Below are 24,695 nucleotides of genomic sequence, written 5' to 3'. Positions count from 1 at the left end.
TCAGCGGGGCCCCGAGCTGGCGCGCACCACCAGCCGCCCGGGCACCACCTGCGCGGCGGGCTCTGCGCCGTCTTCGATCATCGCGAGGAGCGCGGCGACGGCGCGCGCTCCGAGGGCGTCGAAGTCCTGGCGCACCGTCGACAGGGGCGGGCGGTACTGCGCCGCATCCACGACGTCGTCGAAGCCCACCACCGCGACGTCCTCCGGGATGCGGCGACCTGCGTCGGCGAAGGCGCGCAGCGCTCCGAGGGCCATCTGGTCGTTCGCCACGAACACGGCCGTCGCCTCGAGAAGCCCGGCTGCGGCGGCGTACCCCGACTGCGACGTCCAGTCACCGCGGACCACCGGCGGCACGCTCGCCCCGGCGGTCTCCAACGCCGCACGCCATCCGCGCTCACGCTCGGCGGCCGCGAAGGATGCGGCGGGGCCGCCGAGGTGATGCACGGTCGCGTGACCCCCGGCGAGGAGGTGGTCCACCGCGGCCTCGGCGCCGCCGGCGTGATCGGTCTGGACGATCGCGAACCGGTCGTCGGGCGGAGAGTCGACGACGACCAGGGAGAGGCCGACCGCGGGGTCGGATTCCCGGAGCAGCGTGGTGGCCTCGTTGAGCACGATCGCCCCGTCCGCGCCCTGATCGCGCAGCTGTGCGAACGCGTCGGCGACGCTGCGCGCGCCGGCGAGCGTCACGACGGTCAGGGCGTAGTCGCGCTGTGCCGCGACGTCGGCGATGGATTCCAGCATCCGCGAGTTGCCCACTGCGGCGAGGGATGCGGCGACGAGTCCGATCGTCCGGGTGCGACCGGTTCGCAGGGCGCGCGCCGCCCGGTGCATCCGGTACCCCAGTATCGCCATCGAGGCCTCGACGCGGGCGCGGGTGGCGGGATCGACGCGCGGGCTGTCGTTGACGACCCGCGACACGGTCTGGGCCGACACTCCCGCGTGCGCGGCCACGTCGGCCATGGAGATCGGCATCGCACCCCCTGTCACCTATCGACGATGGTATGTTGACGATAACACGCGCGGCGGCTACCGTGTTATCGTGAACACACCACCCCCGGGGGAGCCCGTGCTCGGCGCCGGCGTCGTCAAGCGCCCCACCCGCCTGGCCGACGGCCGCGAGCTGATCTACTACGATGACCCCGGTACCGCCCTCCCGCCGGAGCGGTCGGTGGATGCGCGCACGCTCGACCCGCGCCCGGCCACCGCGACGATGCGCCAGGACGTACTGACCGGAGACTGGATCTCCATCGCCTCCGCGCGCCAGAACCGCGCTTTCCTCCCCCCGGCGAACCTCGATCCGCTCGCCCCGCAGACGCCGACGAATCCCTCCGAGATCCCCGACCGGTACGACGTCGCGGTCTTCGAGAACAAGTCCCCGTCCTTCGGGCCCGCCCTGGCGCACGCGACCGACGACGCGCCCGCAGGCGACGCCGCCCCCGCCGGGCTCGACGACCTCGCGGCGCTGGGCCTCGGGCGCTCGCGCACCTCCGTCGGGCGGTGCGAGGTCGTGTGCTTCAGCCCGGAGCGCTCCGGCTCGTTCGGCACCCTGACCCGCACCCGCGCCCGCACGGTGATCGAGGCGTGGGCCGACCGCACGACCGCACTGTCCGCGCTTCCCGGGGTTGAGCAGGTCTTCCCGTTCGAGAACCGCGGCGAGGCGATCGGCGTCACGCTGCCGCATCCGCACGGCCAGATCTACGCGTACCCGTACATCACCCCGCGGACGCAGCGGATGCTGGATGCCGCGGCCCGCACGTCGACCGACCTGTTCGCCCGCATCCTCGAATCCGAACGCGACTCCGAGCGCGTCGTTCTGTCGGGCGAGCACTGGACCGCCTTCGTGCCGTTCGCCGCACGCTGGCCGATCGAGGTGCACCTCCTCCCCCACCGGCACGTGCCGGACTTCGCCGAGACGACCGAGGCCGAGCGCGACGAGCTCGCGCCCCTCTATCTGCGGCTGCTGCGCGGAATCGATGCGCTCTACGACTCCCCCACCCCGTACATCGCCGCGTGGCATCAAGCCCCGGTGCACACCGGCCGGGATGCGCTCCGCCTCCACCTGCAGCTGACCTCGCCGCGCCGCGCCGCGGACCGGCTCAAGTTCCTCGCCGGCTCGGAGTCGGCCATGGGCGCCTGGATCGCCGACGTGACCCCCGAGTCCCAGGCCGCGCGCCTGCGCGACGCGCTCGCCACCGTCCCGGAGAACATCGAATGACCGCCGCATCCGACCTGCTCGCCTCGATCACCGAACGCCCCCCGATCGGTGAGTGGTCAGCCCCCGGACGCGCCAATCTCATCGGCGAGCACACCGACTACAACGAGGGCTTCGTGCTGCCCTTCGCGATCGAGCACCGCACCTCCGCCGCCGTCGCCCTCCGCGACGACGACGTCGTGCGGGTGGTCAGCACGTTCGCCGACGGTGCCGTGGCGGTGTCGCTGGCCGAGCTTGACCGGACGATCGCCGACGGAGGCCTGGACTGGGCCGCGTACCCGCTCGGAGTGGCATGGGCGCTGCGCGCCGCGGCACCCGATGCCGCGCCACGCGGTGTCGACATCGCGATCGCCTCCGACGTTCCCGTCGGCGCGGGGCTGTCGTCATCCGCCGCCATCGAGGGCGCCGTGGCCGGAGCGCTCAACGACGTGTGGGGCGCGGGGCTGGATCGGGTGGCCCTGGCCCGCGTGGGCCGCACCGCCGAGAACGACGCCGTGGGGGCGCCGACAGGGATCATGGACCAGATCGCCTCGATGCTGGGCCACGCCGACGCCGCGACGTTCCTGGACTGCCGGAGCCTGGAGACGCGCTCGGTCGACCTGGGGTTCGCCCGGGCGGGGCTGGAGATCCTCGTGATCGACACGCTCGTCACCCACGCGCACTCCTCGGGCGGTTACCGCGAGCGCCGCGAGTCGTGCGAAGCCGGCGCGCGCCTCATGGGCGTTCCCGCCCTCCGCGACGTGACGGTGGCCGACCTGCCCCGCGCGCAGGAGCTCATGGACGACGTCACCTTCCGCCGGGTGCGGCACATCGTGACCGAGAACCAGCGGGTGCTCGACACGGTCGCGACGCTGGATGCTGCCGGCCCGCGGGCGATCGGCGACGTGCTCACCGCATCCCACGCCTCGATGCGCGACGACTTCGAGATCTCGGTCCCCGAACTCGATCTCGCCGTGGAGACGGCTCTGGCCGCCGGGGCCCTGGGCGCGCGCATGACCGGGGGCGGTTTCGGCGGCGCCGCGATCGCGCTGCTCGAGTCCGATCGTGTCGGCCCCGCCGCATCCGCCGTGTCCGACGCCTTCGCCACCGCCGGCTTCGCGTCTCCCCGCACCTTCACGGTGCGCCCCTCCGAGGGCGCGCGCCGCGACGCCTGAGTCGAGAAACGACGATCCGGACGAGACGGCAAGCCCCGCGCCCTTTCTCGTCCGGATCGTCGTTTCTCGCAGAGGGGCCACGCGCGGGATTGTCGGACGGGCATACTGGACGGCATGGATTACGTACGGCTGGGACGCAGCGGCCTGGAAGTGTCACCCCTCGCGGTCGGGTCGATGAGCTTCGGCGAGCCCGATCGTGGGACGCACCCGTGGACGCTTCCGGAGGAACGCAGCCGGGAACTCATCGCGTACGCACTCGAGCTCGGTCTGACCTTCTTCGACACCGCGAACGTGTACTCCGACGGCTCGGGCGAGGAGATCCTCGGGCGTGCCCTGCGCGACATGGCGAACCGCGACGAGATCGTGCTGGCGACGAAGGTGCACGGGGTGATGGGCACAGGCCCCAACCGCCGGGGGCTCTCGCGAAAGGCCATCGTGCAGGAGGTCGACGCGAGCCTGCGACGCCTCGGCACCGACCGGGTCGACCTGCTGCAGATCCACCGTTTCGACCCGGACGTGCCGCTGGAGGAGACGCTCATCGCGCTGGATGACATCGTCCGTGCGGGCAAGGCGCTGTACCTGGGCGCGTCGTCGATGCGCGCGTGGCAGTTCGTCGAGGCCCGCGAGCGGCAGCGCGAGCTCGGCCTCGCGCCGTTCATCTCGATGCAGAACCAGTACAGCCTGATCTACCGCGAGGATGAGCGCGACCTGCTCCACTACTGCGCACATGCCGGCGTCGGGGTCGTGCCGTGGAGCCCTCTCGGCCGCGGCACCCTGACGCGGCCCTGGGGCACCGAGACCCGGCGAACCGAGACCGATCTCGTTGCGCAGAAGAACTACCGGCAGGCGGTGGATTCCGACCACGCCGTCGTCGACGTGGTGCAGGAGATCGCCGCCGAACGCGAGGTTCCGATGGCGCACGTGGCGCTCGCCTGGTTGCGCCAGCAGCCGGCGGTCACGGCACCGATCGTGGGGGCCACCGACGAGCGGCACCTTCGCGACGCCGTCGCTGCGCTGGAACTCACCCTCGACGACAGCGAGATCGCGCGCCTGTCCGCGCCGTACCGCCCGCGGCTTCCCGAGCAGTTCTGAGGCCGGCTGCGCCGCGCCCTACGCCGTGACGATCGGCGTGAGCTCTCGCCGGTCTCGGGACGCGGCGAGGGTGCCGGCCATCTCGCTGAGGGGGCGGATGCCGCCCACCAGCGCCTGGGGGTCGACGAGGCCGCCCGCCATCCACGGCAGGAAGCGGGCCATGTCGCGCGCCATGTCGAGCCGTCCGCTCTGCGAACTGCGCACGTCACGACCGCGGAGAGCCAGGTCGAACAGCGGGAACTCGACGGACGTGTCGCGCGTGACGTACGACGTCAACGTCACCACGCCTCCCAGCCGCGAGAGGGCGAACGCGTCGCGCACCGACTCGACCGTGCCGCCCGCGTCGAGCCCGTGGTCGGCGCCGCGCCCGCCGGTCGCGTCGCGCACCCGCTCGACGACGTCCCCGTCTGCAGGATCGAGAACGACGGTCGCCCCCAGCTGCGCGGCCAGCGCGCGCCGCTCGGCGAGGGGGTCGACCGCGATGATCTCCCCCGCCCCCGCGGCGTGCGCGGCCTGCACCATCCATAGGCCGACCTGACCGCATCCGACCACGACCACCGACTCGCCCGGTGCGACGCGCGCGACGTTGATCACGGCCCCCATGCCCGACACGACGCCGCACCCGAACATCGCCAGCCACGCGTCGGGCAGGTCGCTGTCGGTCGGAAACACCTGGATGTCACGGATCACGGTGCGCTCGGCGTAGGTGGCGGATGCTCCCGGGCCGCGGACCGCGCGGCCGTCGGCGAGCGTACCGATCGTGGGCGCGGGTGCGAAGAGTTCGGCGCACTGGTCGATGCGCCCCTGCGTGCACCAGAAGCACCGGCCGCACTCCGGCGTGGCGGTGATGAGCACACGCGTCCCGGGTGTGGCCCGAGCATCCCGCCCCGCATCCACGACCGTTCCGACCGCGGCGTGCCCGAGGACGGCAGGGTAGAGGCCGCCCTCGCCCAGGCCCGTGTCACCCCGCAGGGCGATCCAGTCGCTGTAGCAGAAGGCGCTCGCCGCGATCTCGACGACGACATCCGCGGGGCCGGGGTCGCGCAGGTTCACCGTCTCCACGGTGAACTCCGTCGCACCCTCGTGCGCCACAGCGGCGATGGTGGAAATCGGCATGTCGGGCCTCCTTCGCGTCGGGCGGTCAGGGCAGGGGGTCGGGGGCGGGCGCCCGCAGCTGCGGGGCATCGGACCCCCGGGAACGGCGCGACAGCGACCCCATCCCCGCCATCCCCACCGCGGCGACGGCGAGGGCCGCAGCGATCACGGATGCCGGGGTGAGGCCCACAGCATCCACGGGGGCGATCAGGTCCACGACGATCGATCCGATGGCCTGTCCCGCGGCGATGCAGAGCATGAGGCTGAGCACCCCGATCGCGCGGACGGCGAGCGCGGAGACCACGCCGATGACGGCGCCCAAGCCTCCGCCGAGCGGCGCCCACCACGGAATCGCGCCGAAATCGAGCGGCTCGAACGTCATCGAGACGAGCAGCGCCGCGCCGACGAACAGAGCCGAGACACCGAAGTTGATGACGGACATGACGGAGAATTCGCCCGTCGCGACGATGAGCCACGCGTTGGCCGCCTGCTGGATGGCGATGATCGCACCGGCGAGAACGACCACGACGATGACGAGGAGGTTGCCGACCTCGAACCGCCCGAACGCCCCGACCATCACCGCGACCACCGCGACGCCGATCCCGGCGAGACGGAAGACGCCCAGGGAGCGTTTCCCGCCGGGGCCGAGGCTCCACGAGTCCGCCGCGACCGATCCGGCGAGCTGGCCGAGCGTCACCGCGACGCCCACCGCCACGACGCCGACATCGGGAGTGACCGCGATGATCGCCAGGACCGCGCCGAAGCCCATCACGCCCCCGAAGAACCACCACCACCGCAGCCGCGTGCGCCCCGCGCGGAGGTTGCGGACGGCCCGCGGGAAAGCGCCCAGGGCGAGCGCGACGATCAGCGCGAGCGCGAGGCCGCTGCCGTGGTTCACCGCGGTGGCCAGTACGGGCGAGCCCACGAGGACGCTGGTGTGCCCGTTGATCGAGGTCTGGACCGACACCGCGGCGCCGGCTCCGACTGCCGCCGCGGTGGCGAGGAGCGCCCCGCGGCGGGTCACTGTGCTGCGCCGAGCATCTCCGCGAGCAGGCTCGGATCCGGCTGCAGTCCCTCGCGCTCGATGCGGTGCGCCAGGCGCACGACCGCGTCGTTGACGGGTGTCGCGATGCCCAGCCGCGCCCCCTCGGCAGCGACGTGGCCATTGAGGTCGTCGACCTCCGAGTGGCGGCCCTTGGTCCAGTCCTGGAGGACCGTGGTGGTGGCACCGGGTACGACGAAGCCCGCGAAGAGCTTGTCGGTCATGATGTCGACGACCGTGGCGGGGTCGGCCACCTCGTCGGGAGTGAGCCCGAAGATGGGAAGAATCGGATGCCCGAGGGCCCGGCCCACGGCGAGGGCCTCGTTGCCGGCGGCGACCATCACGTCGCGATAGCCCGGGGTGTGGAGCGCGTCGAGCATCGGCAGGCCGAGGATGGCGGAGGTCACCAGAAGGGTCGAGTTGCTGACCAGCTTCATCCACTTGGCCGCCTCGATGTCCTCGACCATCGCCACCGTGCCGGCCGAGCGCAGCAGATCGGCGATCTCGCCGGCGCGGTCGGCGGGCCCGCCGGGGAGCGCACCGACGGCGAACCACGAACGCGAGACGGGGGTGTGGCGATGAACGATGCCGGGTTCGTTCATCGTCGCGGAGCACTCGATGACCGCACCCATCGTGCGATCGGCCCCGACCGCGTCTTCGACCGTGTGCGCCGTCATCCCGTTCTGCACACCCACCATCAGCCCGTCTGCGGCGAGGTAGGGCGCGAGCAGGCGTGCCGCCCACGGCGAGTCGTACGCCTTCACCAGCATCAGGACGACGTCGAACGGCTGGGTCAGCTCGGCCACTTCGCACAGGTGGATCACGTGAGGCCGGACGTGCAGGTCTCCGTCCGGAGACAGGACGTGCACGCCATCGGCCCGCATGGCTTCGACGTGTGCGGGCCACTGTTCGACGAGGGTCACGTCGTGCCCGGCGGTGATCAGATCCGCCCCGACCGACGCGCCATTGGCGCCGGCCCCGAGCACGGCGATCCGTGGACGACTCATGCCGACTCCTTCCGACGCTGGACAGCGCCACTTTACAGCAGCCGCGCAGACGATTCCCCGCTACGCTGGATTCTGCTCCCCGATGTGCCCGCGAATGTACATCGGCGCTGAACACCTCGACGAGGAGAAGGGACAGGACGCCATGATCCTGCACATCGCCGCCTTCCGGTGGAAAGAAGAAGTCACCGAGGCCGACGTGTCGGCGCTCACGGAGGCCCTGAGCGCGATGGCGGCGGGGATCCCCCAGCTCCGCTCCTACGTCGCAGAGCCGAACCTGCACCTGCGCCCCGCGGGGTCCGACTACGGCGTCGCCGCGATCCTGGACGACCAGGAAGGTCTCGACGCCTACCTCGATCACCCCGATCACCTCGCCGTGTACGACAAGTTCATCGGGTGGATGATGGCCGAGCGGGCCGCCGTGCAGCTCCCGATCTCCGAGGGCTCATTCCGATGACCGACATGCAGGCTGCGGTCCTCCACGGGGTCGGCGACCTGCGGGTCGAGTCCAAGCCAATCCCCGCACCGGGGCCCGGCGAGGTGCTCGTGCGCATCAGCGCGTGCGGGGTGTGCGGGAGCGACGCGACCGAGTTCGGCCGCCACCTCGTCCTGGCCGAGCCGCCGGTCGCACTCGGACACGAGTTCGTCGGCACGGTCGAGACGCTCGGCGAGGGGGTCGGCTCCCTCACCATCGGTGCCACCGTGGTGTGCGGCGCGGGTATCGCGTGCGGCGAGTGCAAGCCGTGCCGCGCCGGGCGGACCAACCTCTGCCGCTCCTACAAGACGCTCGGTTTCGCCTATGACGGCGGCCTCGCCGGCTACGTGGTCGCGCCCGCGGGCATCCTCCTCGACGTCAGCGACACCGGTCTCAGCACCGACACCCTCGCACTGGCCCAGCCGCTCGCCATCGCCGTGCACGCGGTGCGCCGCAGTGGACTCCGCGCCGGGCAGGATGCCGTCATCGTCGGGGCAGGCGGCATCGGCACGTTCATCACGGTCGCCGCGGCGGCCACCGGTGCACGCGTGCTGGTGGTCGACCTGAACCAGGAGCGCCTGGACCTCGCGCAGCGCCTCGGCGCGACGGCGGGGCTTCTGTCGGGATCGATGAGCCTTGACGACAAGCTCGACGAGCTCGGCATGGACGTGGACGTCTTCTTCGAGGTGAGCGGCTCGGCCCCCGGTCTCGCCTCGGTCCTCGAGACGGCCAAGCCCGGCTCGACCATCGTCCCCGTCGGCATTCAGCGGGGCGAGCCCGCCCTGCCGCTGGGATCGTGGACCCTGCGCGAGTACACGATCATCGGCACCGTCGCGCACGTGTTCGCCGACGACTTCCCCGAGGCGGTGCGCCTGCTCGGCACGCGCGAGGACTGGTCTGACATCGCCGGCGAGGTCATCCCCCTCTCCGACGTCGCCGACCAGGCCCTGACGCCGCTGCTGGAGGGTCGGTCGACGCAGATCAAGTCGCTCGTGGACCCGTGGGCCACCGAGGCACGTCCCGCCCGCCACGGACGGCGCTGACTCAGGTCAGTTCGTCCATCGCACGCAGTACGTCGACCGCCGACGCCGGAGTACCCGGCTCGGCGGTCGCGTCTGTCGTACGCCCCGGAGCATCCGGCAGCGACCGGTTCTGCTGACGGCGGCCGACGACGAACCACACTCCGCGGGCCACGGCGCCGGAGCGGTTGGTGTACAGGTGCGGACGCACCGAGTCGAACTGCAGCGAGTCTCCCGCCCGCAGGACGTACGTCTCGAAGTCCAGGTGCAGCGTCAGCTCGCCGTCGAGCAGGTAGGCGTATTCGATCCCCGCGTGGCGCATGAGCTTGCCTTCGACGGAGCTGCTCGCGCCGGGCTCGTAGGTCACCAGGAGCGCATCGGCCGGCCCGCCCGCGCCGGCGGCCAGCCGTTCCCACCGCACGCCGTTCTCCATCTCGATGACGGGGTTGTCCGCGGCCCGCTGCACATCGGGCAGCGGCGGACCGTCGTGCCCGAACATCTGCTGCGCCGGCGGCCGTGTCGACGGGATGCCGAGGAGGTCGTCGAGGGAGACCCCGAGGTGGCTCGCCAGCGCGTACAGCGTCGAGACGGATGGCTGCGTCTTCCCGATCTCCACCTGCGAGATGAGGCTGGCGGAGACGCCGAGCGACTGCGCCACGCTGCGCAGGCTCAACCCGCGTTCGGTGCGGGCCGCACGGATGCGTTGACCCAGGCTCTCCGGCATGGTGCCGCCTTCCGTCGTCGCGCGTCGCGCGCTGCCGACATTGTAGAGGCGCTCCTCCCGTCGCCCGTGTGAAGTGACAGCCGATGACCGGCGCCAGTGCAGCAGGCCACCGGCAGCGACACCATCCCTGGGCGCGAGGAGGGGCCGGTGTTAAGCTGGACTTCACGCGCGTACAGCGCCACCGCGATCATCCGCGACGAAGGAGCAACTCGATGAAGAGCACGGGGACCACCGGAACCAACGGCGTCGACTGGGAGCAGCGGGTCGATTTCGACCGCCTCCGGGATGAGCGTCTGGCACGCCTGAAGGCGCAGCTGGATGCGTCCTCCCTCGGCGCGGTGCTGGCCTTCGACTTCTCCAACATCCGCTACATGAGCGCCACCCACATCGGCACATGGGCGATGGACAAGCTCATCCGCTTCTCGCTCCTCACGCGCAACACCGACCCCATCGTGTGGGACTTCGGTTCGGCCGCCAAGCACCACAAGCTCTACAACCCGTGGCTCGACACCACCACCGCCGAGATGGACGCGAACCCCAGCGCCCCGCACGAGGGCGCGAAGCGCCCGCGCATGGAGTCGGGAGCGCGCGCCGGCATCTCGACCCTCCGCGGCGCCTTCCCGCCCGACGCGGGGATCGCCGAGGGCGTGGCGAAGAAGATCAAGCGCGAGCTGGAGAAGTTCGGCCTCGCCGACCAGCCCCTGGGCGTCGACGTGATCGAGCTCCCGATCCTGTTCGCCCTCCAGAAGGAGGGCATCCAGGTCGTGGATGGCCAGCAGATCTTCATGGAGGCCCGCCGCGTCAAGACGCACGACGAGATCCGCCTCCTCACGCAGGCCGCGTCCATGGTGGATGCCGCGTACGAGGAGCTGTACCGGTTCCTCCGCCCGGGCGTCCGCGAGAACGAGGCGGTCGGGCTCGTCGCCAAGACGCTCTACGACCTCGGCTCCGAGTATGTCGAGGGCGTCAACGCGATCTCCGGTGAGCGCTGCTCCCCGCATCCGCATGTCTTCTCCGACCGCCTCATCCGCCCCGGCGACCCGGCGTTCTTCGACATCCTGCACAGCTGGAACGGCTACCGCACGTGCTACTACCGCACGTTCGCGGTGGGTTCGGCAAGCTCCGCCCAGCGCGACGCGTACACCCGCGCGCGGGAGTACATGGACCGCGCGATCGCGCTGGTGAAGCCCGGTGCCACCACGGCCGACATCGTCAAGGTGTGGCCCACTGCGCAGGAGTTCGGCTTCGCCGACGAGGAGGCCGCCTTCGCCCTGCAGTACGGCCACGGCGTCGGACTGTCGATCTGGGAGAAGCCGATCTTCTCGCGCCTCACCTCCCTCGACCACCCCGAGGTGCTGCAGGAGGGCAACGTGTTCGCGCTGGAGACGTACTGGCCGTCCGCCGACGGCTGGGGTGCCGCGCGCATCGAGGAAGAGGTCGTCGTGACCGCCGACGGGTGCGAGGTCATCACCAAGTTCCCGGCCGAGGAGCTCATCGTCGCCGGTCGCCGGTACTACACGATCGACGGTCCGCTGAACCTCGAGCGCGACGCGCAGTCGCACAAGAACACGGTGTGGGGGCGCGGAGAAGCGTGACCACCGTCGGATTCCTCGGCCTCGGGTCGATGGGGCGCGGCATGGCCGCGCGGCTGGTGAACGCCGGGCACGACGTCGGCGTGTGGAACCGGTCCGAAGGCCCCGTCTCCGCCCTCGTCGAGCAGGGGGCTTCGGCAGCGAGCGTGGAGGAGGCTCTCGCCGCCGACGTGTCGTTCTCGATGCTCGCCAACGACGCGGCGGTGGAGAGCGTGCTGCATCCGGGAGCGCTGGCGGCAGCATCCGGCCGCACCCACGTCGTCATGGCCTCGATCTCGCCGTCGCTCGCCGACCGGCTGGAGCGCACCTTCGCCGACGCGGGCGTGGGCTACGTCGCAGCGCCCGTCCTCGGCCGCCCGGAGGTGGCCGCAGCCGGACAGCTCAACGTCCTGGCGGCCGGCGCTTCCGACGTGGTCGACTCGGTGATCCCGTACCTCGAGATCATGGGCAAGCGCGTGTGGCGGCTGGGCGAAACCCCCTCGGCGGCCAACGCCGTCAAGGCGGCGGTGAACTACAACATCATCCACGCGCTGCAGGCCATCGGCGAGACCGTCGCGATGACCGAGCGCGTGGGCGTGCCGCCCGAGGTCTTCACCGAGCTGCTGTCGAACACGCTGTTCGGCGGCATCGTCTACACCGGCTACGGCAAGATGATCGCGGACGAGAAGTACCACCCCGCCGGTTTCTCGATGAGCCTCGGCCGCAAGGACCTCGGACTGGCCGCGGAGGTGGCCGCGGCCGGCGGGGTCACGCCCGCGACCCTGCCCGCCCTCATCCAGGTGTTCGAGGCGGCCCTCGCCGATCCCGAGCTGAAGGATGCGGACTGGAGCGCCATCGCGGAGGTCTCCCGCCGCGACCTGCTCTGACCCTTTGCTGCACAGAAGCCCCTCGCCGTCCGCGGCGGGGGGCTTCTGCGTTGCGGCGCCGGAGCGTCAGGGTGCCGTGCCGCGCCCGCTCCACCCCGATGCGTTCAAAACTCAGGAGACACGCCGTGCGACCGTTGCCCGGTGGGCGCCGGAGGCCGGAATCTCCTGAGTTTTGAACGGAGAGAGGTGGCAGCCGCACGTCGCCCGCGGAAACGAGGACGCCCCCGCCGAAGCGGGGGCGTCCGAGGGATGCGGCGTCAGGCCCCGCGCTTGCGGAACGGCAGCGCGCGGCGGATGGCGCTGCCACGCTTGGCGGTGCGCTCCCACCGGGAGAGCCCGACGGCGGCGAGCAGCGCGACACCGTTGAACAGGTCGCTGACCCAGTTCTGCGCGCCCAGGAGCTGCAGCCCCTTGATGCCGACGGCGAGCACGTACACCGAGATGACCGTTCCCCACACGTTGAAACGGCCGCCCTTGAACTGCGTCGAGCCGAGGAACACCGCGGTCAGCGCGGGCAGGAGCAGGCCGGGCCCGACCGTGGGGTCACCGGCGTTGATCCGGGATGTCAGGAGCACACCGGCGAAGGCCGCGATGACGCCACCGGCGACGAGCGAGAGGATCTGCAGGCGCGACACGTTCACGCCCGACAGGCGCGCGCCGTCCGGGTTGTAACCGGCGGCGTACATGCGCCGACCGAAGGGCGTGCGCTCCAGGGCGTACCAGACGATCAGCGCGATGATCAGCATGATGAACACCGGGTTGGTGATCTTCAGGCTCGGGTTGTCGGGCGAGAGCGGCAGGCCGCCGGTGGCGAAGGCGCGGAAGCCCTCCTCCAGCCCGATGATCTGACGGCTCTCCGACATGAACGCCAGGCCCGCCAGCAGGATCGAGCTCATACCCAGGGTGGCGATGAAGCTGTCGATCTTGCCCTTGGTGATGATGAGGCCGGAGATCAGTCCGATGAGCGCTCCGGCCGCGATCGTCAGCGGGATCGCCATGCCCCACGGCACGCCGAACTTCACCTGGAGGACCGCGACGAGGATGACCGCGAAGCCGACCTCCGCGCCGATGGCCAGGTTGAAGACGCCGTTGACGAGCGGGATGAGTACGGCGATGGCCGCGAGCACCGTGATCGACTGCGCGTCCAGGAGTACGAGCCACGTGCCGGGAGTGAGGAACGTCCGCGGGGTGATGATCGCGAAGATCGCGAACAGCACGATGAAGATGTACAGCGCGCTGATGTTGCGGAAGGAGAGCATCCGCCACCAGCCTCCGCGCGTGACGGTGGCGTTCGACCCGGTGGCCTCGGCCACGGGAATCGTCTCGGTCTTGTTCACTTCTCTCCCTTGCCCACGAGCCCGTAGCCCTCCATGATCAGCGCCGTCTCGGTCAGCTGATCACCTGCCAATTCCGCCGCGACCTTGCCGCCGCGCAGCACCAGCACGCGGTTGCACAGCCGGACGAGCTCCTTGGCCTCGGAGGAGCAGACCAGAACGGCCGCTCCGCCCTCAGCCGCGGCGTCGATGGCGTCGTAGATCGCCTGCTTCGCGCCGATGTCCACGCCCTGCGTCGGCTCCTCCAGGAGCAGCACGACCGGGTTGTTGCGGAGCCATTTGGCGAACACGATCTTCTGCTGATTTCCGCCGCTGAACTGCGCAAAGATCTGCTCGCCGCGCGGCGGCTTCACGTCGTACTTCGCCATGAGCTCGGTCGTGTGTGCCCGCTCGCGGGCGCCGCTGATCGCTCCGAGCGGACCGGTGAGCGATTTGAGTTCGGGGAGCGTCACGTTCTCCCGCGCGGTCATGGGGCGCACCGACCCGAAGCGCGCCCGGTCGCCCGGCACGAAGCCCATCCCCCGCCGGATGCTCTCCTGCGGGTTGCGGTGCGGGTAGTTCTTGCCCTGCACGGCGAAGGTCTCGGCATCCGAGTCGATCGAACCGAACAGCATGGCCGGGAGCGCTTCGCGGCCGGAGCCGAGCACGCCGGCGACGCCGACGACCTCGCCGGCGTGGATCGTGATGTCGACCCCGTCCAGCGCCGCGCCGGTGAGGCCCCTCACGTCCAGCGCAACAGCGCCCAGGTCGCCACGGAACGGCTCACCCGTCTCGGCCTCGCCCACCGGCACGCCGGTGACGAAGGAGACGAGCCGGTCGTGGTCCATCGTGACCCGCGACTCATCGGCGACCTTCACCCCGTCGCGCAGGATGACCACGCGATCGGCGATCTCCAGCACCTCGTCGAGGCGGTGGGAGATGAAGATGACCCCGGCGCCGGCGGCAGCCAGCGACTTCACGGCCTCGAAGAGCACCTTCACTTCGCTCGCGTGCAGGGCCTCGGTGGGCTCGTCGAGGATGAGGATGTTGCGGGGGTGGGTCCAGCCGTCGAGCGCGCGAGCGATCCCGATGATCGAGCGCTGCGCCGGAGCGAGGCTGCCGATGGGCACATCGAGGTCGAACGGCTCACCGAAGCGGCCGATCAGCTCGCGGGCGTGCGCACGTTCGCGCTTGCTGCGGAACGGAGCGAGCGCCGAAATGCCCTTGTCCTTGGTGATCCCCAGGTTCTCCAGCCCCGTCAGTTCCTTCGCGAGACCGAGGTCCTGGTGGATGACGTAGAGGTTGGTCTGCTGTCCGTCCACCTCGGCCAGCTCGACGGTGCCGCCGTCGGAGGTGTACACGCCGTCGAGGATCTTCACGAGGGTCGATTTGCCCGAGCCGTTGTGACCGACGACGGCGACGATCTCGCCGCTGGCGACGTCGAGGGAAACCTCATCCAGCGCCCGGTTGCCCGGGAAGTCCTTGATGATGCCGTCGATACGGAGGAGCCGCGGGGCGGCCGAAGCCGCCCCGCGTCCGGATGAAACATCGGTCATCGAATTACTTTCCCCACAGGGTTTTGAACTCGTCCTCCATACCCGGGTACGCCACGTACCCGGTGCCGAGGGAGTCCTCGGCGTTGCGAATGGTCACGAAGTGGGAGAGCGTCTGGGCGGTGTTCACCCAGTCGCCGAGGTAGGGCACATCCATGCCCTGCATCCGGCGCAGGCCCTCATCGACCTGCAGCCACATGAACAGGCCGAAGTCCACCGCGTAGCCGGCGACCTGCTGGCCGTCGGCGATCTGCTGGAAGTTCGGCGGCAGCGAGGACTGGCCGAGTCCGTAGGCGTTCTCGATGCCGGCGAGGGCCGCCTTATCCTGCAGCCCGATCTGGAACTGGTCGCCCATGCTGATGAAGAACTGCGTCTCGGGGTGCGCCTGCAGGTCCGACACGATCTTGTCGGCCGGGCTCGGGTCGGCGATGGAGATGTCGACGATACGCAGGGTGCACTCGGCGCAGAGCTCCTCGAGCTTCTCCGCGATGCGCACGTTCTGCAGCGCCGAGGAGGGGAGCTCCGGGATGCTGTAGGCCACGAACTCGGTCGCGGTGCCGCAGGTGAGCGTGACGGCTCCGGCCGCGAGCACGTCGCTGTTCACCGTGACACTGCCCAGCCCGCCCAGAGAATCGACGAGCCCGAACTCCTCGGCGTTGAGCTGACCGCCGTAAACCACCACGGCGCCCTGATCCTGCAGCTGCTTCAGCTGGTCCTGGAAGAAGATTGCGTCGACCGACTGATCGAAGACGATGTCCGGCTGCATCTCCACGACCGAGTTCATGGCCGAGTTGATGCTCTGAGCGTCCGAGCCGGTGTCGACGTTGACGAACGTGATCCCGGCCGCCGCGGACGCAGCCGCAAGGCTTTCCTGGAAGATCGCCGCCACCGGCGTGCCGTTGTTGAGGTAGACGGCCGTCGTGTCGGGTGACACCGGCTCCTCCAGCGGCTCGGTCGCGAGGATCGACGTCGCGGGCTCCTCGAACGGCGCGATGAATTCCTGCGCTGACTCGAAGTCGATGCCCTCGATGGGATCGGTCGCGCAGGTTCCGTCGTCGGCCATGTAGGTGAGTTCGACCTCGGACTCGCCTCCTCCGCCGCCGCCCCCGGCGTCGCCGCCACCCCCGGAGCAGCCGGCGGCGAGAAGCGCCACCGTCACCAGGCTCGTGAATCCCAGGACGTTCTTGATGCGTCTTTGCATGGTGTTCGCTTTCTCTCCCCGACGGCCGCGTCTGCGCGGCTCGTTTTCAACGACCTCATCGTCCGAAGAAGGATTGTCCGACAATGAGCCAAGCATACAGAAAAGTTGCAAGATGTATATCTATATCAGGCAGGCTCACGCCGACTTCCGCTCGCTTCTTGCGGTGATTGCCCGGAAAAGGCGGTTTGACCACCACCCGCGCACGTGCGTACGGTCTGGCGACGGCGGCCCGATGGAGATCGCCGGAGAGTCCCGAGGAGCGCACGCCATGACATCCACCCGCCCGCCCGGTCCGACCGCAGACGTCCGGTTCGCGATCGACGACCTCTACGTGGACTACCTGTGGGCACTCGACACGCAGGACCTCGAGCGTTATCTGGGCACGTTCTGGGATGACGCCGTTCTCGAGGAGACGCAGCTGGACGGGTCCATCGATGCGCGGCGCGGGGTCGGCTCGATCCGGGAGTTCGCCGCCAGCCATTTCGGGGGCTACGCCGGGCACCAGCACCGCGAATCCAACCGGATGTATCTCCCCGACCCGGCGGGGTCACCCGACCGGTGGATCCTGCGCTCGTACTGGTTCACGAGCCACCGCGAGAACGGCGAGGTGTCGTTCCACTCCACCGGCCACTCGAAAGACATCGTGGAGCGGCGCGACGGGGAGTGGCGGTTCGTCTACCGGTGGCTGCAGCGGTGGCCCGGGGCGGTCACGCATCCCCTTTCCGAGCGCTGAGCGCTCCGTCGAACGCCTGCTCGATCGCGCGGTGCCGCGACGTGACGATGTCGCGCCACTCGATATGGGTGAGCGCATAGAGGCTGTTCGCCTCGATCGCACGGATGGCGACCTCGGCGACCTCGTCGGGGTCCAGCCAGGGCAGGTCCACGCCGTCCTCGACGGTGAGGTCCTTGTCCCGAAGCGCGCCCCGGGAGTCGGCGGGGCGATTGCGGGAGCTCGAGCCCAGCCGGGTGCGCACCGGCCCCGGTGCCAGGAGCGTGACCCCCACGCCGTCGTCGGCGAGCTCGCGTGCCAGTACCTCGGTGTAGGCGGTCAGCGCCGACTTGGTCACGCCGTAACCGCCGGATCCCGTGTCTGCAGCCAGACCGGCCATCGATCCGGTGTTCAGCACGTGCCCCCGTTCGGCGCGGAGATCGGGCAGGAACGCCGCCACGCCGTGGATCGGGCCGAGGAGGTTCACTCCCAGCATCCACGCCCAGTCGGCGTCGGTCATCTCCGCCAACGGCGCGGTCGATGCCACACCGGCGTTGTTCACGAGGATGCCGGCGGTACCGAGATCCCGTCGGACATCCGCCGCCAGAGCGGCCACGCTGCCGGGGTCGCTCACGTCCACGACATACCCCCTGCCACCGATCTCGCCCGCCACGCGCTCCGCCTGCTCCGCGTCGATGTCGGCCACCGCCACGGCGGCGCCACCCGCGGCGAGGCGATGCGCGATCGACCGCCCGATGCCGGAACCCGCCCCCGTCACGACGGCGACCCTTCCCTGGATACGCGTCATCTGTGCCCTCCTCCGGCGGATCCGCTGTCGAGCCGCCGTCACCACGTCATCACATGCCCGCGGCGAATACCATGCATCAGACCACCGATAAAGCGAGGAAGCACGACGGCTGCGCCGCGATGTGCCCCGCGGACCGACCGGGAGCATCGTGCCCAGCAACATCACGCTCAGACAGCTCGAGTACTTCCTCGCGATCGCCGATTCCCGCTCGATGTCGGAGGCTGCCGCCCTGCTGCACGCCTCACCCTCGGCCGTGGCGGGCGCGCTGACGACGCTGGAGCGCTCCCTCGGCGTGCGGCTGTGCGTGCGGCGCCGGGCGTACGGCGTCTCCCTCACCACGAGCGGCCGTGAGCTGCGTGACCGTGCCCGCGCCCTCGTGGCCGAGGCGGCGCTGCTCGAGCAGGACTTCACCGGCTCTGCGGCTCCCGTCTCCGGCGCCGTGCTGATCGGGGGGTCGGACGAGATGGCACCGACGATCCTGCCGCCCATCATCGATGCTCTCTCCCGGAAGCACCCCGGTCTCGTCCTCACCGCGGAGCTCGGGCTCGAGGAGTCGTTCTGGCCGCGCGTGAGCTCCGGGGAGGTCGACGTGGCCATCGCCCTCGACCATCGGCTGCCAGTCGACCTGGACTTCATCCGACTGCGCCCCATGCCCGTTCAGGTGGTACTTCCCGCCGGTCATCCCCTCACCGAGCGCGAGCGGGTCGAGCTGGCCGACCTGGTCGATGAGAGCTGGATCATGCTGGATACCGAGCCGGGGGCCACTCACGCGGCATCGATGTTCCACACCGCCGGCCTGTCGCCGAAAGTGGCGTTCCGCTCCCCGAGCTCCGAGCTGGCGCGCTCGCTCGTCGGCCGCGGGCTCGGTTACACCATCCACATCCACCGCCCGTACGGAGACGTCAGCCACGAGGGCCGCGCCCTCGCCGTGCGCCCGCTGGAGACCGGACTCCCCGTCGAGCACGTGGCGCTGGCGTGGTCACGTCGGATGCGGCCGTCTCCGGCCACACGCGCCGTGATCGCCGCGGCCCGCGAGGTGTGGAAGACGGCGGATCAGCAGCAGACGGCGCCCGAGAGCGGGTGAGTCATCCCGTCGCGCCAGATGGTCACGTGATGGTGCCGGATCACCCAGGTGCCCTCCTCCTCTTCGAGGCGGTCGCAGATCCACCCGCTGGCGGCGAGATCCACCTCGCCCGTCTGCGGCGAGCGCACGCTGGTGGACCAGTACGACCACACGGTGCAGGACCCATCGGCTCCCGGCACGAACAGGCTGTTCGTCACCCGGTGCTGCGAGCCGCCCGCGGACGAGGCGAGACGGGCGCGGAAGTCGGCGACCATCCCGTCTCGTCCTTCGATCCGGTGACGATCGTCGTCCGACTCGACCACGAAGTCGGCGTCCGGGGAGAAGACGCCCGCGAAGCGCTCGACGTCGCCGGTGTCCAGCGCCCAGTTGAGGTCGATGAGAAGATCCTGCACCGCGTGACGGGCCTCCACAGAAAGCGTTCCGGCCATCGTCATCGTCCTTCTGTCGCGGTCGGAACCTTCGGCAGGTCGAAGGCCGACTCCTGCACACCGAGGACGGTGGCACCGATCCCCTGCATCCACGCGCCGTACTGCGCGGCCGCGTGCGTGCGGTACATCTGCACGTCCCGCGAGTAGCGCTCCATCCGGCGACCCGGACGCGCCTCGGAAGACCCCGCCGACTGGACGAGCATCTCGGCCGCGTCAGCCGCCAGTCGCCCGGCCTCCAGACTCAGCCCGTTCAGGCGTGTGTCCATGCCGCGCGTGAGCGGCGCGGTACCTGCGGCGAAGTCTGCCGACCAGCGCTCGATCGTCTCCGCCACCTGGAGGAGCATCGCTTCGGCCGCATCCGCCTTGACCGTGGCTTCGCCGAGGATCCGCTGACTCGCCGGGTCGTGATCGCGGGGGACGAACGGCGGGAGGGGACTCATCCGCGTGCGGGACAGCTCGGTCCACTCGTCGATCGCGGCACGGGCGGTGCCCACCATGACGGCGGCAAGCTCGGCGCCGAGGAACGTCTGCACGCTGCCGATGTACATCGGGTTGCCGTGCACGCCGGCTCCGGTCTCCTCCGGCGGGGTCTGACCCGCCCACGTGGGCGGCACCATCCGGTCGGCGGGAACGAACACGTCGTCGAACGCGACGGAGTTCGACCCGCTCGCCCGCATCCCCAGGACTCGGCCGCCACCCCAATCGTCGAGCAGCCGGAACTGCTCCGCCGGGATGATGGCCTGCAGGGCCTGCGGAGCCACCTCTGCCCCCTCGGATGCCGGGTCCGCCACCCGCACCAGCACGATCGCATGTGTCGAGTACGGGGAGCCGGACTGGTACCGGGAGACACCCGTGAGCCGGTACCCGCCCTCGACGGGGACGGCGACGCCGGCCGGCGCGAGACTGTGGGACGCACGGAAGTAGCCCGCCGCGGTGCCGAAGAGGTCATCCTGGACGCGCTGGCCGAAGAGGGATGCGGCCTGGATGTTGTGCGAGTGCCCGAGGCAATAGCACCACCCGGTGCCCGGGTCTCCGGACGAGATCTCCACGACCGTGCGCAGCCAGGTCTTCAGCGACACCTCATATCCGCCATAACGCCGCGGAGTCAGCAGGTGGTAGAGACCGAGCTCGATCATGCGCTCGTGGACCGCTTCGGTGTAGTGGCCGCGCTCCTCCGCTGCATCCTGCTGATCGCGGATGAGTTCCTTCAGCGATCGCGCCCGCGCGACGACCTCGTCCGCGCTCAGAACCGCTTCGCGTGTCGTCGTCGACATCGTTCTCCTTTTCTGCTGCTTCTCACGTCACCACATCGCGGTCCCGCACCGCCACGTCCGCCACCACGCATTACCCGCGGAACCTCAGTGGGTCGCACGTCCTTGACCGCCGCCGCGCATCGTCAGCACACCGGTCAGGTGGGCGGGGAGGGCGACCAGGTCGTAGACCTCGGCGGCGTCCTCCAGGCTGCGCTCGGCCGTGAGGATCGACCGGGCATCGAGGATCCCGTCCTCGAGCATCCGCTCCAGCCGCGGCACGAGGGACAATACGTCGCCGCCCCCGCACTGCGCGCCGGTGATGGTGCGCGAGCCGAGGGAGTACTGCAGGTTGTTGAGACTCACCCGGGCGACCTCGCTCTCGAGGCCCGTGGGCACCACGCGTCCGCCGTATCGGGTCATCTCGAAGGACTGCTCCATCGCTGCGGTGGTGCCGGCCGCCTCGAGTCCGACGTCCACGCCACGGCCTTCCGTCAGGGCCCGCACGTGCTGAACCACGGCGTCACCGGGGTCGAGCACGTGAGTTGCTCCCATCCCGAGGGCGATGTCGCGGCGCGCGGGATCGGGGTCGATGGCGATGATGGTGCCGGCTCCGGCGGCTCGGGCCGCCTGGATCATCCACAGGCCGACGTGCCCGCATCCGGAGACCGCCACGGATTCTCCGGAGCGCACCTTCGCGACCTCGCTCACGGCACCCGCGCCCGAGGGGATGCCGCAGCCCAGCATCGCGAGGTGGCGCGGGTCGGCACCGCCGCGGATGGGCACCACGTTGGATTCGGGGAAGACCATGCGCTCGGCATGCGTGCCGATCCCGCCGTCGGAGAAGATCTCCTCGCCGTCCGCAGCGGTGCCGATCTCGCGGGTCATGTACTGGAAGATCTCGTCGCACGCCCCCGGTGCGCCATGCGTGCAGAAGAAGCATCGACCGCACTGGCGCGTGCCGGTGACGATCACGGGCTGTCCCGGACGCACCCGCTCCACGTCGCCGCCGACCGCGGACACGACGCCCACGGCAGCGTGCCCGAGGATCGTGGGCGGGCCGGGGGCTGCGTCCGGATCGGCGCCCCGGCGATCGATCGTGAGCAGCTCGGTGCGGCATACCGCCGCGGCGATGATCTCGACCAGCACCTCCCGCTCCCCGGGCTCTTGCAGGTCGACGTCGATCACGCGCGGACGGGATCCGTCGCCCCGGGCGACGAGGGCCCGCGTGCGGATCACGGGCGGGCCGCCGGGCCGCTGCGGGGCCAGATGCCCTGCTTGCCCGGCGCGAGGATGCCGCGAGGGTCCACGGCATCCTTCAGCGTCCGGGTGAACTCCCGCAGCGCGCTGTCGTTCCACGAGAACTGGTCGGCGACGAGGTCCATGAACTCCAGATGCGCGCGGTACTCGCCGTAGCCGTGCTCTGCGAGCATCGGGACGAGTTCGGCGAAGGCCTGCGCCACCTTTCGCGACTCCTCGACGTCGGCGGCGTCGAAGAAGATCATGAGCACGTTGACGGCATGGCGCTCGGTGGCAAGCCATCCGCCGATGTAGTCGAATCCGGCGGCCTCGATGTGCTGGCGCATGATGCGGGAGACCGCGGCCACGTGCGCTCCTGTCAGCGGCGACACGGGGCAGAGCCCGATGTGCGCGCCGGTGGGGCCGTTCGCCCGCCACCGGACTCCGTCGGCCAGGATCATGCCGGGGATGCCGGCGGCGAAGTGATCCAGCGGCGGGATGTCAGCGGCGGGGGTGTCACCCGCGTAGCGGTTCACCACGACGCTGCCGCCGGGAATGTCCTCGATGGCGGCACGCATCCGCGCCAACTTGAGATCGAGCATCGCCGGGGTCCCGTACACGGCGCACTTGATGTTCCAGCGGCCGAGCCCGAGGTCGCCCGCGATCACGTCCACGACGTCGTCGGGGACGATCCCGTCGCCGTCGTACCACCGCTCGCGCGGAGCCATCCCGGCGGCCACCCCGACCGCGTTGGCGGCATTGACGACGCCGTCGATGGTTCCGTCGAGCTTGAGCTCGCGGATGACATCCACGAGCTGCGGAAGCTGCTCCTCGCGCTCGATCGCGAGCCGGCACGCGGCGAACTCCTCCGGGCGCGGCATCAGCCACACGCCCATCTTCGTCACGATTCCGAGGTTGGACTGCAGGAACAGGCCCTCCAGGCCCGGGCCGAAGCCTCCGCGGTACAGCCCCCACGCCTCGGACCCCGGGAGGGCGCCCATACCCGTGCGGATGACCTCGCCGGTCGGCAGCACGACCTCCATGCCGCAGATGAACTGCTGGTGGTCACCGTGCGCCGTGTAGCCGTAGCCGCGCTCCAGGGCGTTGCCCACGACGCTCCCCCATCCGAGGTCGGGAACCGAGGCCCACAGCCGCGAGCCGCGCTCGCGGAGCGCGTCGTAGAGGTCGAAGAACCGCACACCGGGTTCGACGATCGCGTACGCGGTCTCGTCATCGACGTGCAGCACACGATTCATGCGGGAGAGGTCGACCGTGACGCTGCCGGAGACGCGCGGCGCGGGCCCGCCGTACCCGAAGTTCTTGCCGCGGCCGAACGGCCAGAGCGCGACGCCGAGGTCATTCGCCTCGCGGACGATCGCCTGCACGTCCTCGGTGCTGGCCGGGCGCACCGCCCCCGCCGGAGCGAACTTCCCGGGGTCTCCCAGGGCATAGGTGTCCAGGTAGTCGTCCAGGTCGTCGCCGCGCGAGACGTGCTCGTTTCCGAGCAGCTGCGCCGCGAAGTCCAGGAGCGTTCCTGCTGGCATGTCCGGCATGCTCATGCCTTTCTCACAAATGAGCGAGGGGGCGCCGCGGGATCCGCGACGCCCCCTCGGATCGGGTTACTTGGTCACGCCCCACAGGGTCGTGAATTCCTCTTCCATACCCGGGAAGGCGACGAAGCCCTGCAGGTAGTCCTCCGCGTTCGCCGGGGTGATCACGCGCGAGACGGATCGGCCGACGGCCTCCCAGTCCTCGTACTCGGTGAACACGCCCTGCATCTTGCGGAAGCCTTCATCCAGCAGCATCCACATGAAGATGTTCAGGTCGACGCCGAACCCGGCGGTCTGCAGCCCGTCCGCGATCTGCTGCATGTTCGGCGGCAGCGAAGACTGTCCGATGCCATACGCGTTCTCCAGGCCCGCGAGCCCGGCCTTCTCCGCGAGCCCGACCTGGAACTGGTCGGCGGGCGTGACGAAGAACTGCGTCTCCGGGTGCGTCTGCAGGTCGCTGACGATCTTGTCCGCCGGGCTCGGGTCGGCGATCGAGATGTCGACGACGCGCAGGTTGCAGTCGGGGCAGATCGTCGCGAGTTCTTCCTGGGCCGCCTCGAGCTGGATCTGGGAGAAGCCCAGCTCGGGGATGTTGTAGAAGACGAACTCACTGCCCGTGCCGCATGTGAAGGCGACCGCCGCGTCGGCGAGAACCTTGCCGTTGACCAGGGAGACGTTGTAACCGCCGAGGCTGTCGTTCAGACCGAACTCCTCCGCGTTCGGCTGCGAGGCGTAGACGATGGCGACGTCGTTGTCCATCAGGGCCTGGAGCTGGTCCTGCCAGAAGACGGCGTCGTTGGCGACGGCGATGACGACGTCGGGGTTCATCTCCACGACGGAGTTGAGGGCGGAGTTGATGCTCTGCGCGTCGGTGCCGGTGCTGACGTTGATGAGCTCGACACCCGCACCCGCGGCCGCCTGCTCCATGAACGAGTACATGATTCCGGCGACGGCGGTGTCATTGTTGAGGAACGCGACCGTGGTGTCGGGGCTCACCGGCTCGGGCAGCGGTTCGGTGAAGAGCAGCTCTTCCACCGGCTCGCCGAACGACGCGATGTACTCCTGAGCGGCCTCGAACTCGACGCCGTCCGCGGGGCCGGCGGCACAGTTCCCTTCCTCGTCCATGTAGGTGAGCTCGACGTCGCCGGATCCCTCGGAAACGCCCGGCTCGGTCTCTCCGCCGCCACCCGCGCACCCCGCGAGCGCGACGATGGATAAGACCGTGCCGATTCCCAGAGCGCTCTTGATTCCTCTGCGCATGTGACTGTCTCCCTGACTTCGTTGT

General features: G+C 70.2%; 23 protein-coding genes. 9 read left to right on the top strand and 14 right to left on the bottom strand.

Annotated elements, in window-relative coordinates; translation table 11 throughout:
* Positions 1-972, bottom strand: a complete 972-nt coding sequence (locus AC2DGY_RS01585; RefSeq protein WP_484507949.1) for a LacI family DNA-binding transcriptional regulator — start codon at positions 970-972, stop codon at positions 1-3.
* A gap of 67 nt (positions 973-1,039) precedes the next feature.
* Between AC2DGY_RS01585 and galT the strand changes: the two genes are divergently transcribed.
* From galT to AC2DGY_RS01570, 3 genes are all read left to right on the top strand, one after another.
* Entirely contained in the window at positions 1,040-2,215 is a 1,176-nt protein-coding gene (gene galT, locus AC2DGY_RS01580; protein ID WP_484507948.1) for a galactose-1-phosphate uridylyltransferase, read from the top strand.
* Complete coding sequence (gene galK, locus AC2DGY_RS01575; protein ID WP_484507947.1) at positions 2,212-3,366, top strand: galactokinase; 1,155 nt, start codon at positions 2,212-2,214, stop codon at positions 3,364-3,366. The genes galT and galK overlap by 4 nt, the downstream gene beginning before the upstream one ends.
* A 114-nt stretch (positions 3,367-3,480) precedes the next feature.
* On the top strand, positions 3,481-4,458 hold the full coding sequence (locus AC2DGY_RS01570) for an aldo/keto reductase (protein WP_484507946.1): 978 nt from the start codon (positions 3,481-3,483) through the stop codon (positions 4,456-4,458).
* Positions 4,459-4,476: 18 nt separating this feature from the next.
* On the opposite strand, the gene AC2DGY_RS01565 is transcribed toward AC2DGY_RS01570, so the two are convergent.
* The 3 genes from AC2DGY_RS01565 to AC2DGY_RS01555 are packed head-to-tail and all read right to left on the bottom strand — an operon-like array spanning position 4,477 to position 7,602.
* The gene (locus tag AC2DGY_RS01565; protein WP_484507945.1) at positions 4,477-5,574 is read right to left on the bottom strand and encodes a zinc-binding dehydrogenase; all 1,098 of its coding nucleotides are present in this window, start codon (positions 5,572-5,574) and stop codon (positions 4,477-4,479) included.
* 25 nt (positions 5,575-5,599) lie between these two features.
* On the bottom strand, positions 5,600-6,577 hold the full coding sequence (locus AC2DGY_RS01560; protein ID WP_484507944.1) for a DMT family transporter: 978 nt from the start codon (positions 6,575-6,577) through the stop codon (positions 5,600-5,602).
* Positions 6,574-7,602: a ketopantoate reductase family protein gene (locus AC2DGY_RS01555; RefSeq protein ID WP_484507943.1), complete on the bottom strand. Its 1,029-nt coding sequence runs from the start codon at positions 7,600-7,602 to the stop codon at positions 6,574-6,576. The genes AC2DGY_RS01560 and AC2DGY_RS01555 overlap by 4 nt, the downstream gene beginning before the upstream one ends.
* A gap of 94 nt (positions 7,603-7,696) precedes the next feature.
* On the opposite strand from AC2DGY_RS01555, the gene AC2DGY_RS01550 reads away from it, so the two are divergent.
* On the top strand, positions 7,697-8,056 hold the full coding sequence (locus AC2DGY_RS01550; RefSeq protein ID WP_484507942.1) for a Dabb family protein: 360 nt from the start codon (positions 7,697-7,699) through the stop codon (positions 8,054-8,056).
* Positions 8,053-9,117, top strand: coding sequence for a zinc-dependent alcohol dehydrogenase (locus tag AC2DGY_RS01545; RefSeq protein WP_484507941.1), 1,065 nt, complete (start codon positions 8,053-8,055; stop codon positions 9,115-9,117). The genes AC2DGY_RS01550 and AC2DGY_RS01545 overlap by 4 nt, the downstream gene beginning before the upstream one ends.
* A gap of 1 nt (position 9,118) precedes the next feature.
* Here the strand turns inward: AC2DGY_RS01545 and AC2DGY_RS01540 are convergent, their stop codons facing one another.
* Entirely contained in the window at positions 9,119-9,817 is a 699-nt protein-coding gene (locus tag AC2DGY_RS01540) for a helix-turn-helix domain-containing protein (RefSeq protein ID WP_484507940.1), read from the bottom strand.
* Between the two features lie 212 nt (positions 9,818-10,029).
* On the opposite strand from AC2DGY_RS01540, the gene AC2DGY_RS01535 reads away from it, so the two are divergent.
* Together AC2DGY_RS01535 and AC2DGY_RS01530 are read left to right on the top strand one after the other, a co-directional pair.
* Positions 10,030-11,412, top strand: coding sequence for a M24 family metallopeptidase (locus tag AC2DGY_RS01535; RefSeq protein ID WP_484507939.1), 1,383 nt, complete (start codon positions 10,030-10,032; stop codon positions 11,410-11,412).
* A complete protein-coding gene (locus AC2DGY_RS01530; protein WP_484507938.1) occupies positions 11,409-12,275 on the top strand; it encodes an NAD(P)-dependent oxidoreductase in 867 nt (288 codons plus the stop codon). Before AC2DGY_RS01535 ends, AC2DGY_RS01530 begins: the two co-directional genes overlap by 4 nt.
* Before the next feature lie 257 nt (positions 12,276-12,532).
* On the opposite strand, the gene AC2DGY_RS01525 is transcribed toward AC2DGY_RS01530, so the two are convergent.
* From AC2DGY_RS01525 to AC2DGY_RS01515, 3 genes are read right to left on the bottom strand one after another with little or no spacing between them, the layout of a single operon-like run.
* Entirely contained in the window at positions 12,533-13,612 is a 1,080-nt protein-coding gene (locus AC2DGY_RS01525) for an ABC transporter permease (protein WP_484507937.1), read from the bottom strand.
* Positions 13,609-15,144, bottom strand: coding sequence for a sugar ABC transporter ATP-binding protein (locus AC2DGY_RS01520; protein ID WP_484507936.1), 1,536 nt, complete (start codon positions 15,142-15,144; stop codon positions 13,609-13,611). The genes AC2DGY_RS01525 and AC2DGY_RS01520 overlap by 4 nt, the downstream gene beginning before the upstream one ends.
* A gap of 4 nt (positions 15,145-15,148) precedes the next feature.
* Positions 15,149-16,342, bottom strand: a complete 1,194-nt coding sequence (locus tag AC2DGY_RS01515) for a hypothetical protein (protein WP_484507935.1) — start codon at positions 16,340-16,342, stop codon at positions 15,149-15,151.
* Positions 16,343-16,610: 268 nt separating this feature from the next.
* Here AC2DGY_RS01515 and AC2DGY_RS01510 point away from each other — a divergent pair, with 268 nt between their 5' ends.
* Positions 16,611-17,075 (top strand): nuclear transport factor 2 family protein, encoded by a 465-nt coding sequence (locus tag AC2DGY_RS01510; protein ID WP_484507934.1) that lies wholly within the window; start codon positions 16,611-16,613, stop codon positions 17,073-17,075.
* Here AC2DGY_RS01510 and AC2DGY_RS01505 read toward each other — a convergent pair.
* Positions 17,050-17,859, bottom strand: coding sequence for an SDR family oxidoreductase (locus tag AC2DGY_RS01505; RefSeq protein WP_484507933.1), 810 nt, complete (start codon positions 17,857-17,859; stop codon positions 17,050-17,052). The two genes, AC2DGY_RS01510 and AC2DGY_RS01505, sit on opposite strands and share 26 nt — an antisense overlap.
* Positions 17,860-18,007: 148 nt before the next feature.
* Between AC2DGY_RS01505 and AC2DGY_RS01500 the strand changes: the two genes are divergently transcribed.
* On the top strand, positions 18,008-18,943 hold the full coding sequence (locus tag AC2DGY_RS01500) for a LysR substrate-binding domain-containing protein (protein WP_484507932.1): 936 nt from the start codon (positions 18,008-18,010) through the stop codon (positions 18,941-18,943).
* Here AC2DGY_RS01500 and AC2DGY_RS01495 read toward each other — a convergent pair.
* The 5 genes from AC2DGY_RS01495 to AC2DGY_RS01475 all read right to left on the bottom strand — a co-directional run bounded on the left by AC2DGY_RS01495 (position 18,913) and on the right by AC2DGY_RS01475 (position 24,670).
* The gene (locus AC2DGY_RS01495; protein ID WP_484507931.1) at positions 18,913-19,371 is read right to left on the bottom strand and encodes a nuclear transport factor 2 family protein; all 459 of its coding nucleotides are present in this window, start codon (positions 19,369-19,371) and stop codon (positions 18,913-18,915) included. The two genes, AC2DGY_RS01500 and AC2DGY_RS01495, sit on opposite strands and share 31 nt — an antisense overlap.
* A gap of 2 nt (positions 19,372-19,373) precedes the next feature.
* On the bottom strand, positions 19,374-20,645 hold the full coding sequence (locus AC2DGY_RS01490) for an acyl-CoA dehydrogenase family protein (protein WP_484507930.1): 1,272 nt from the start codon (positions 20,643-20,645) through the stop codon (positions 19,374-19,376).
* An 84-nt stretch (positions 20,646-20,729) separates the two neighbouring features.
* On the bottom strand, positions 20,730-21,809 hold the full coding sequence (locus tag AC2DGY_RS01485; protein ID WP_484507929.1) for a zinc-binding dehydrogenase: 1,080 nt from the start codon (positions 21,807-21,809) through the stop codon (positions 20,730-20,732).
* A gap of 47 nt (positions 21,810-21,856) precedes the next feature.
* A complete protein-coding gene (locus AC2DGY_RS01480; RefSeq protein ID WP_484507928.1) occupies positions 21,857-23,404 on the bottom strand; it encodes an FAD-binding oxidoreductase in 1,548 nt (515 codons plus the stop codon).
* Positions 23,405-23,479: 75 nt separating this feature from the next.
* Positions 23,480-24,670: a sugar ABC transporter substrate-binding protein gene (locus AC2DGY_RS01475; RefSeq protein ID WP_484507927.1), complete on the bottom strand. Its 1,191-nt coding sequence runs from the start codon at positions 24,668-24,670 to the stop codon at positions 23,480-23,482.
* Between the last annotated feature and the right edge of the window lie 25 nt (positions 24,671-24,695).

Source organism: Microbacterium sp. Z6_144 (genome assembly GCF_057197625.1).
This window is presented reverse-complemented; position numbering and strand designations above follow the sequence as displayed.

Coding starts and splice junctions, on each gene's coding strand:
- AC2DGY_RS01520 (WP_484507936.1), bottom strand. CDS start 15,144: ATGACCGATGTTTCATCCGGACGCGGGGCGGCTTCGGCCGCCCCGCGG.
- AC2DGY_RS01505 (WP_484507933.1), bottom strand. CDS start 17,859: ATGACGCGTATCCAGGGAAGGGTCGCCGTCGTGACGGGGGCGGGTTCC.
- AC2DGY_RS01585 (WP_484507949.1), bottom strand. CDS start 972: ATGCCGATCTCCATGGCCGACGTGGCCGCGCACGCGGGAGTGTCGGCC.
- AC2DGY_RS01510 (WP_484507934.1), top strand. CDS start 16,611: ATGACATCCACCCGCCCGCCCGGTCCGACCGCAGACGTCCGGTTCGCG.
- AC2DGY_RS01475 (WP_484507927.1), bottom strand. CDS start 24,670: ATGCGCAGAGGAATCAAGAGCGCTCTGGGAATCGGCACGGTCTTATCC.
- AC2DGY_RS01540 (WP_484507940.1), bottom strand. CDS start 9,817: ATGCCGGAGAGCCTGGGTCAACGCATCCGTGCGGCCCGCACCGAACGC.
- AC2DGY_RS01535 (WP_484507939.1), top strand. CDS start 10,030: ATGAAGAGCACGGGGACCACCGGAACCAACGGCGTCGACTGGGAGCAG.
- AC2DGY_RS01550 (WP_484507942.1), top strand. CDS start 7,697: ATGTACATCGGCGCTGAACACCTCGACGAGGAGAAGGGACAGGACGCC.
- AC2DGY_RS01545 (WP_484507941.1), top strand. CDS start 8,053: ATGACCGACATGCAGGCTGCGGTCCTCCACGGGGTCGGCGACCTGCGG.
- AC2DGY_RS01480 (WP_484507928.1), bottom strand. CDS start 23,404: ATGCCAGCAGGAACGCTCCTGGACTTCGCGGCGCAGCTGCTCGGAAAC.
- AC2DGY_RS01565 (WP_484507945.1), bottom strand. CDS start 5,574: ATGCCGATTTCCACCATCGCCGCTGTGGCGCACGAGGGTGCGACGGAG.
- AC2DGY_RS01495 (WP_484507931.1), bottom strand. CDS start 19,371: ATGGCCGGAACGCTTTCTGTGGAGGCCCGTCACGCGGTGCAGGATCTT.
- AC2DGY_RS01570 (WP_484507946.1), top strand. CDS start 3,481: ATGGATTACGTACGGCTGGGACGCAGCGGCCTGGAAGTGTCACCCCTC.
- AC2DGY_RS01555 (WP_484507943.1), bottom strand. CDS start 7,602: ATGAGTCGTCCACGGATCGCCGTGCTCGGGGCCGGCGCCAATGGCGCG.
- AC2DGY_RS01515 (WP_484507935.1), bottom strand. CDS start 16,342: ATGCAAAGACGCATCAAGAACGTCCTGGGATTCACGAGCCTGGTGACG.
- galK (WP_484507947.1), top strand. CDS start 2,212: ATGACCGCCGCATCCGACCTGCTCGCCTCGATCACCGAACGCCCCCCG.
- AC2DGY_RS01490 (WP_484507930.1), bottom strand. CDS start 20,645: ATGTCGACGACGACACGCGAAGCGGTTCTGAGCGCGGACGAGGTCGTC.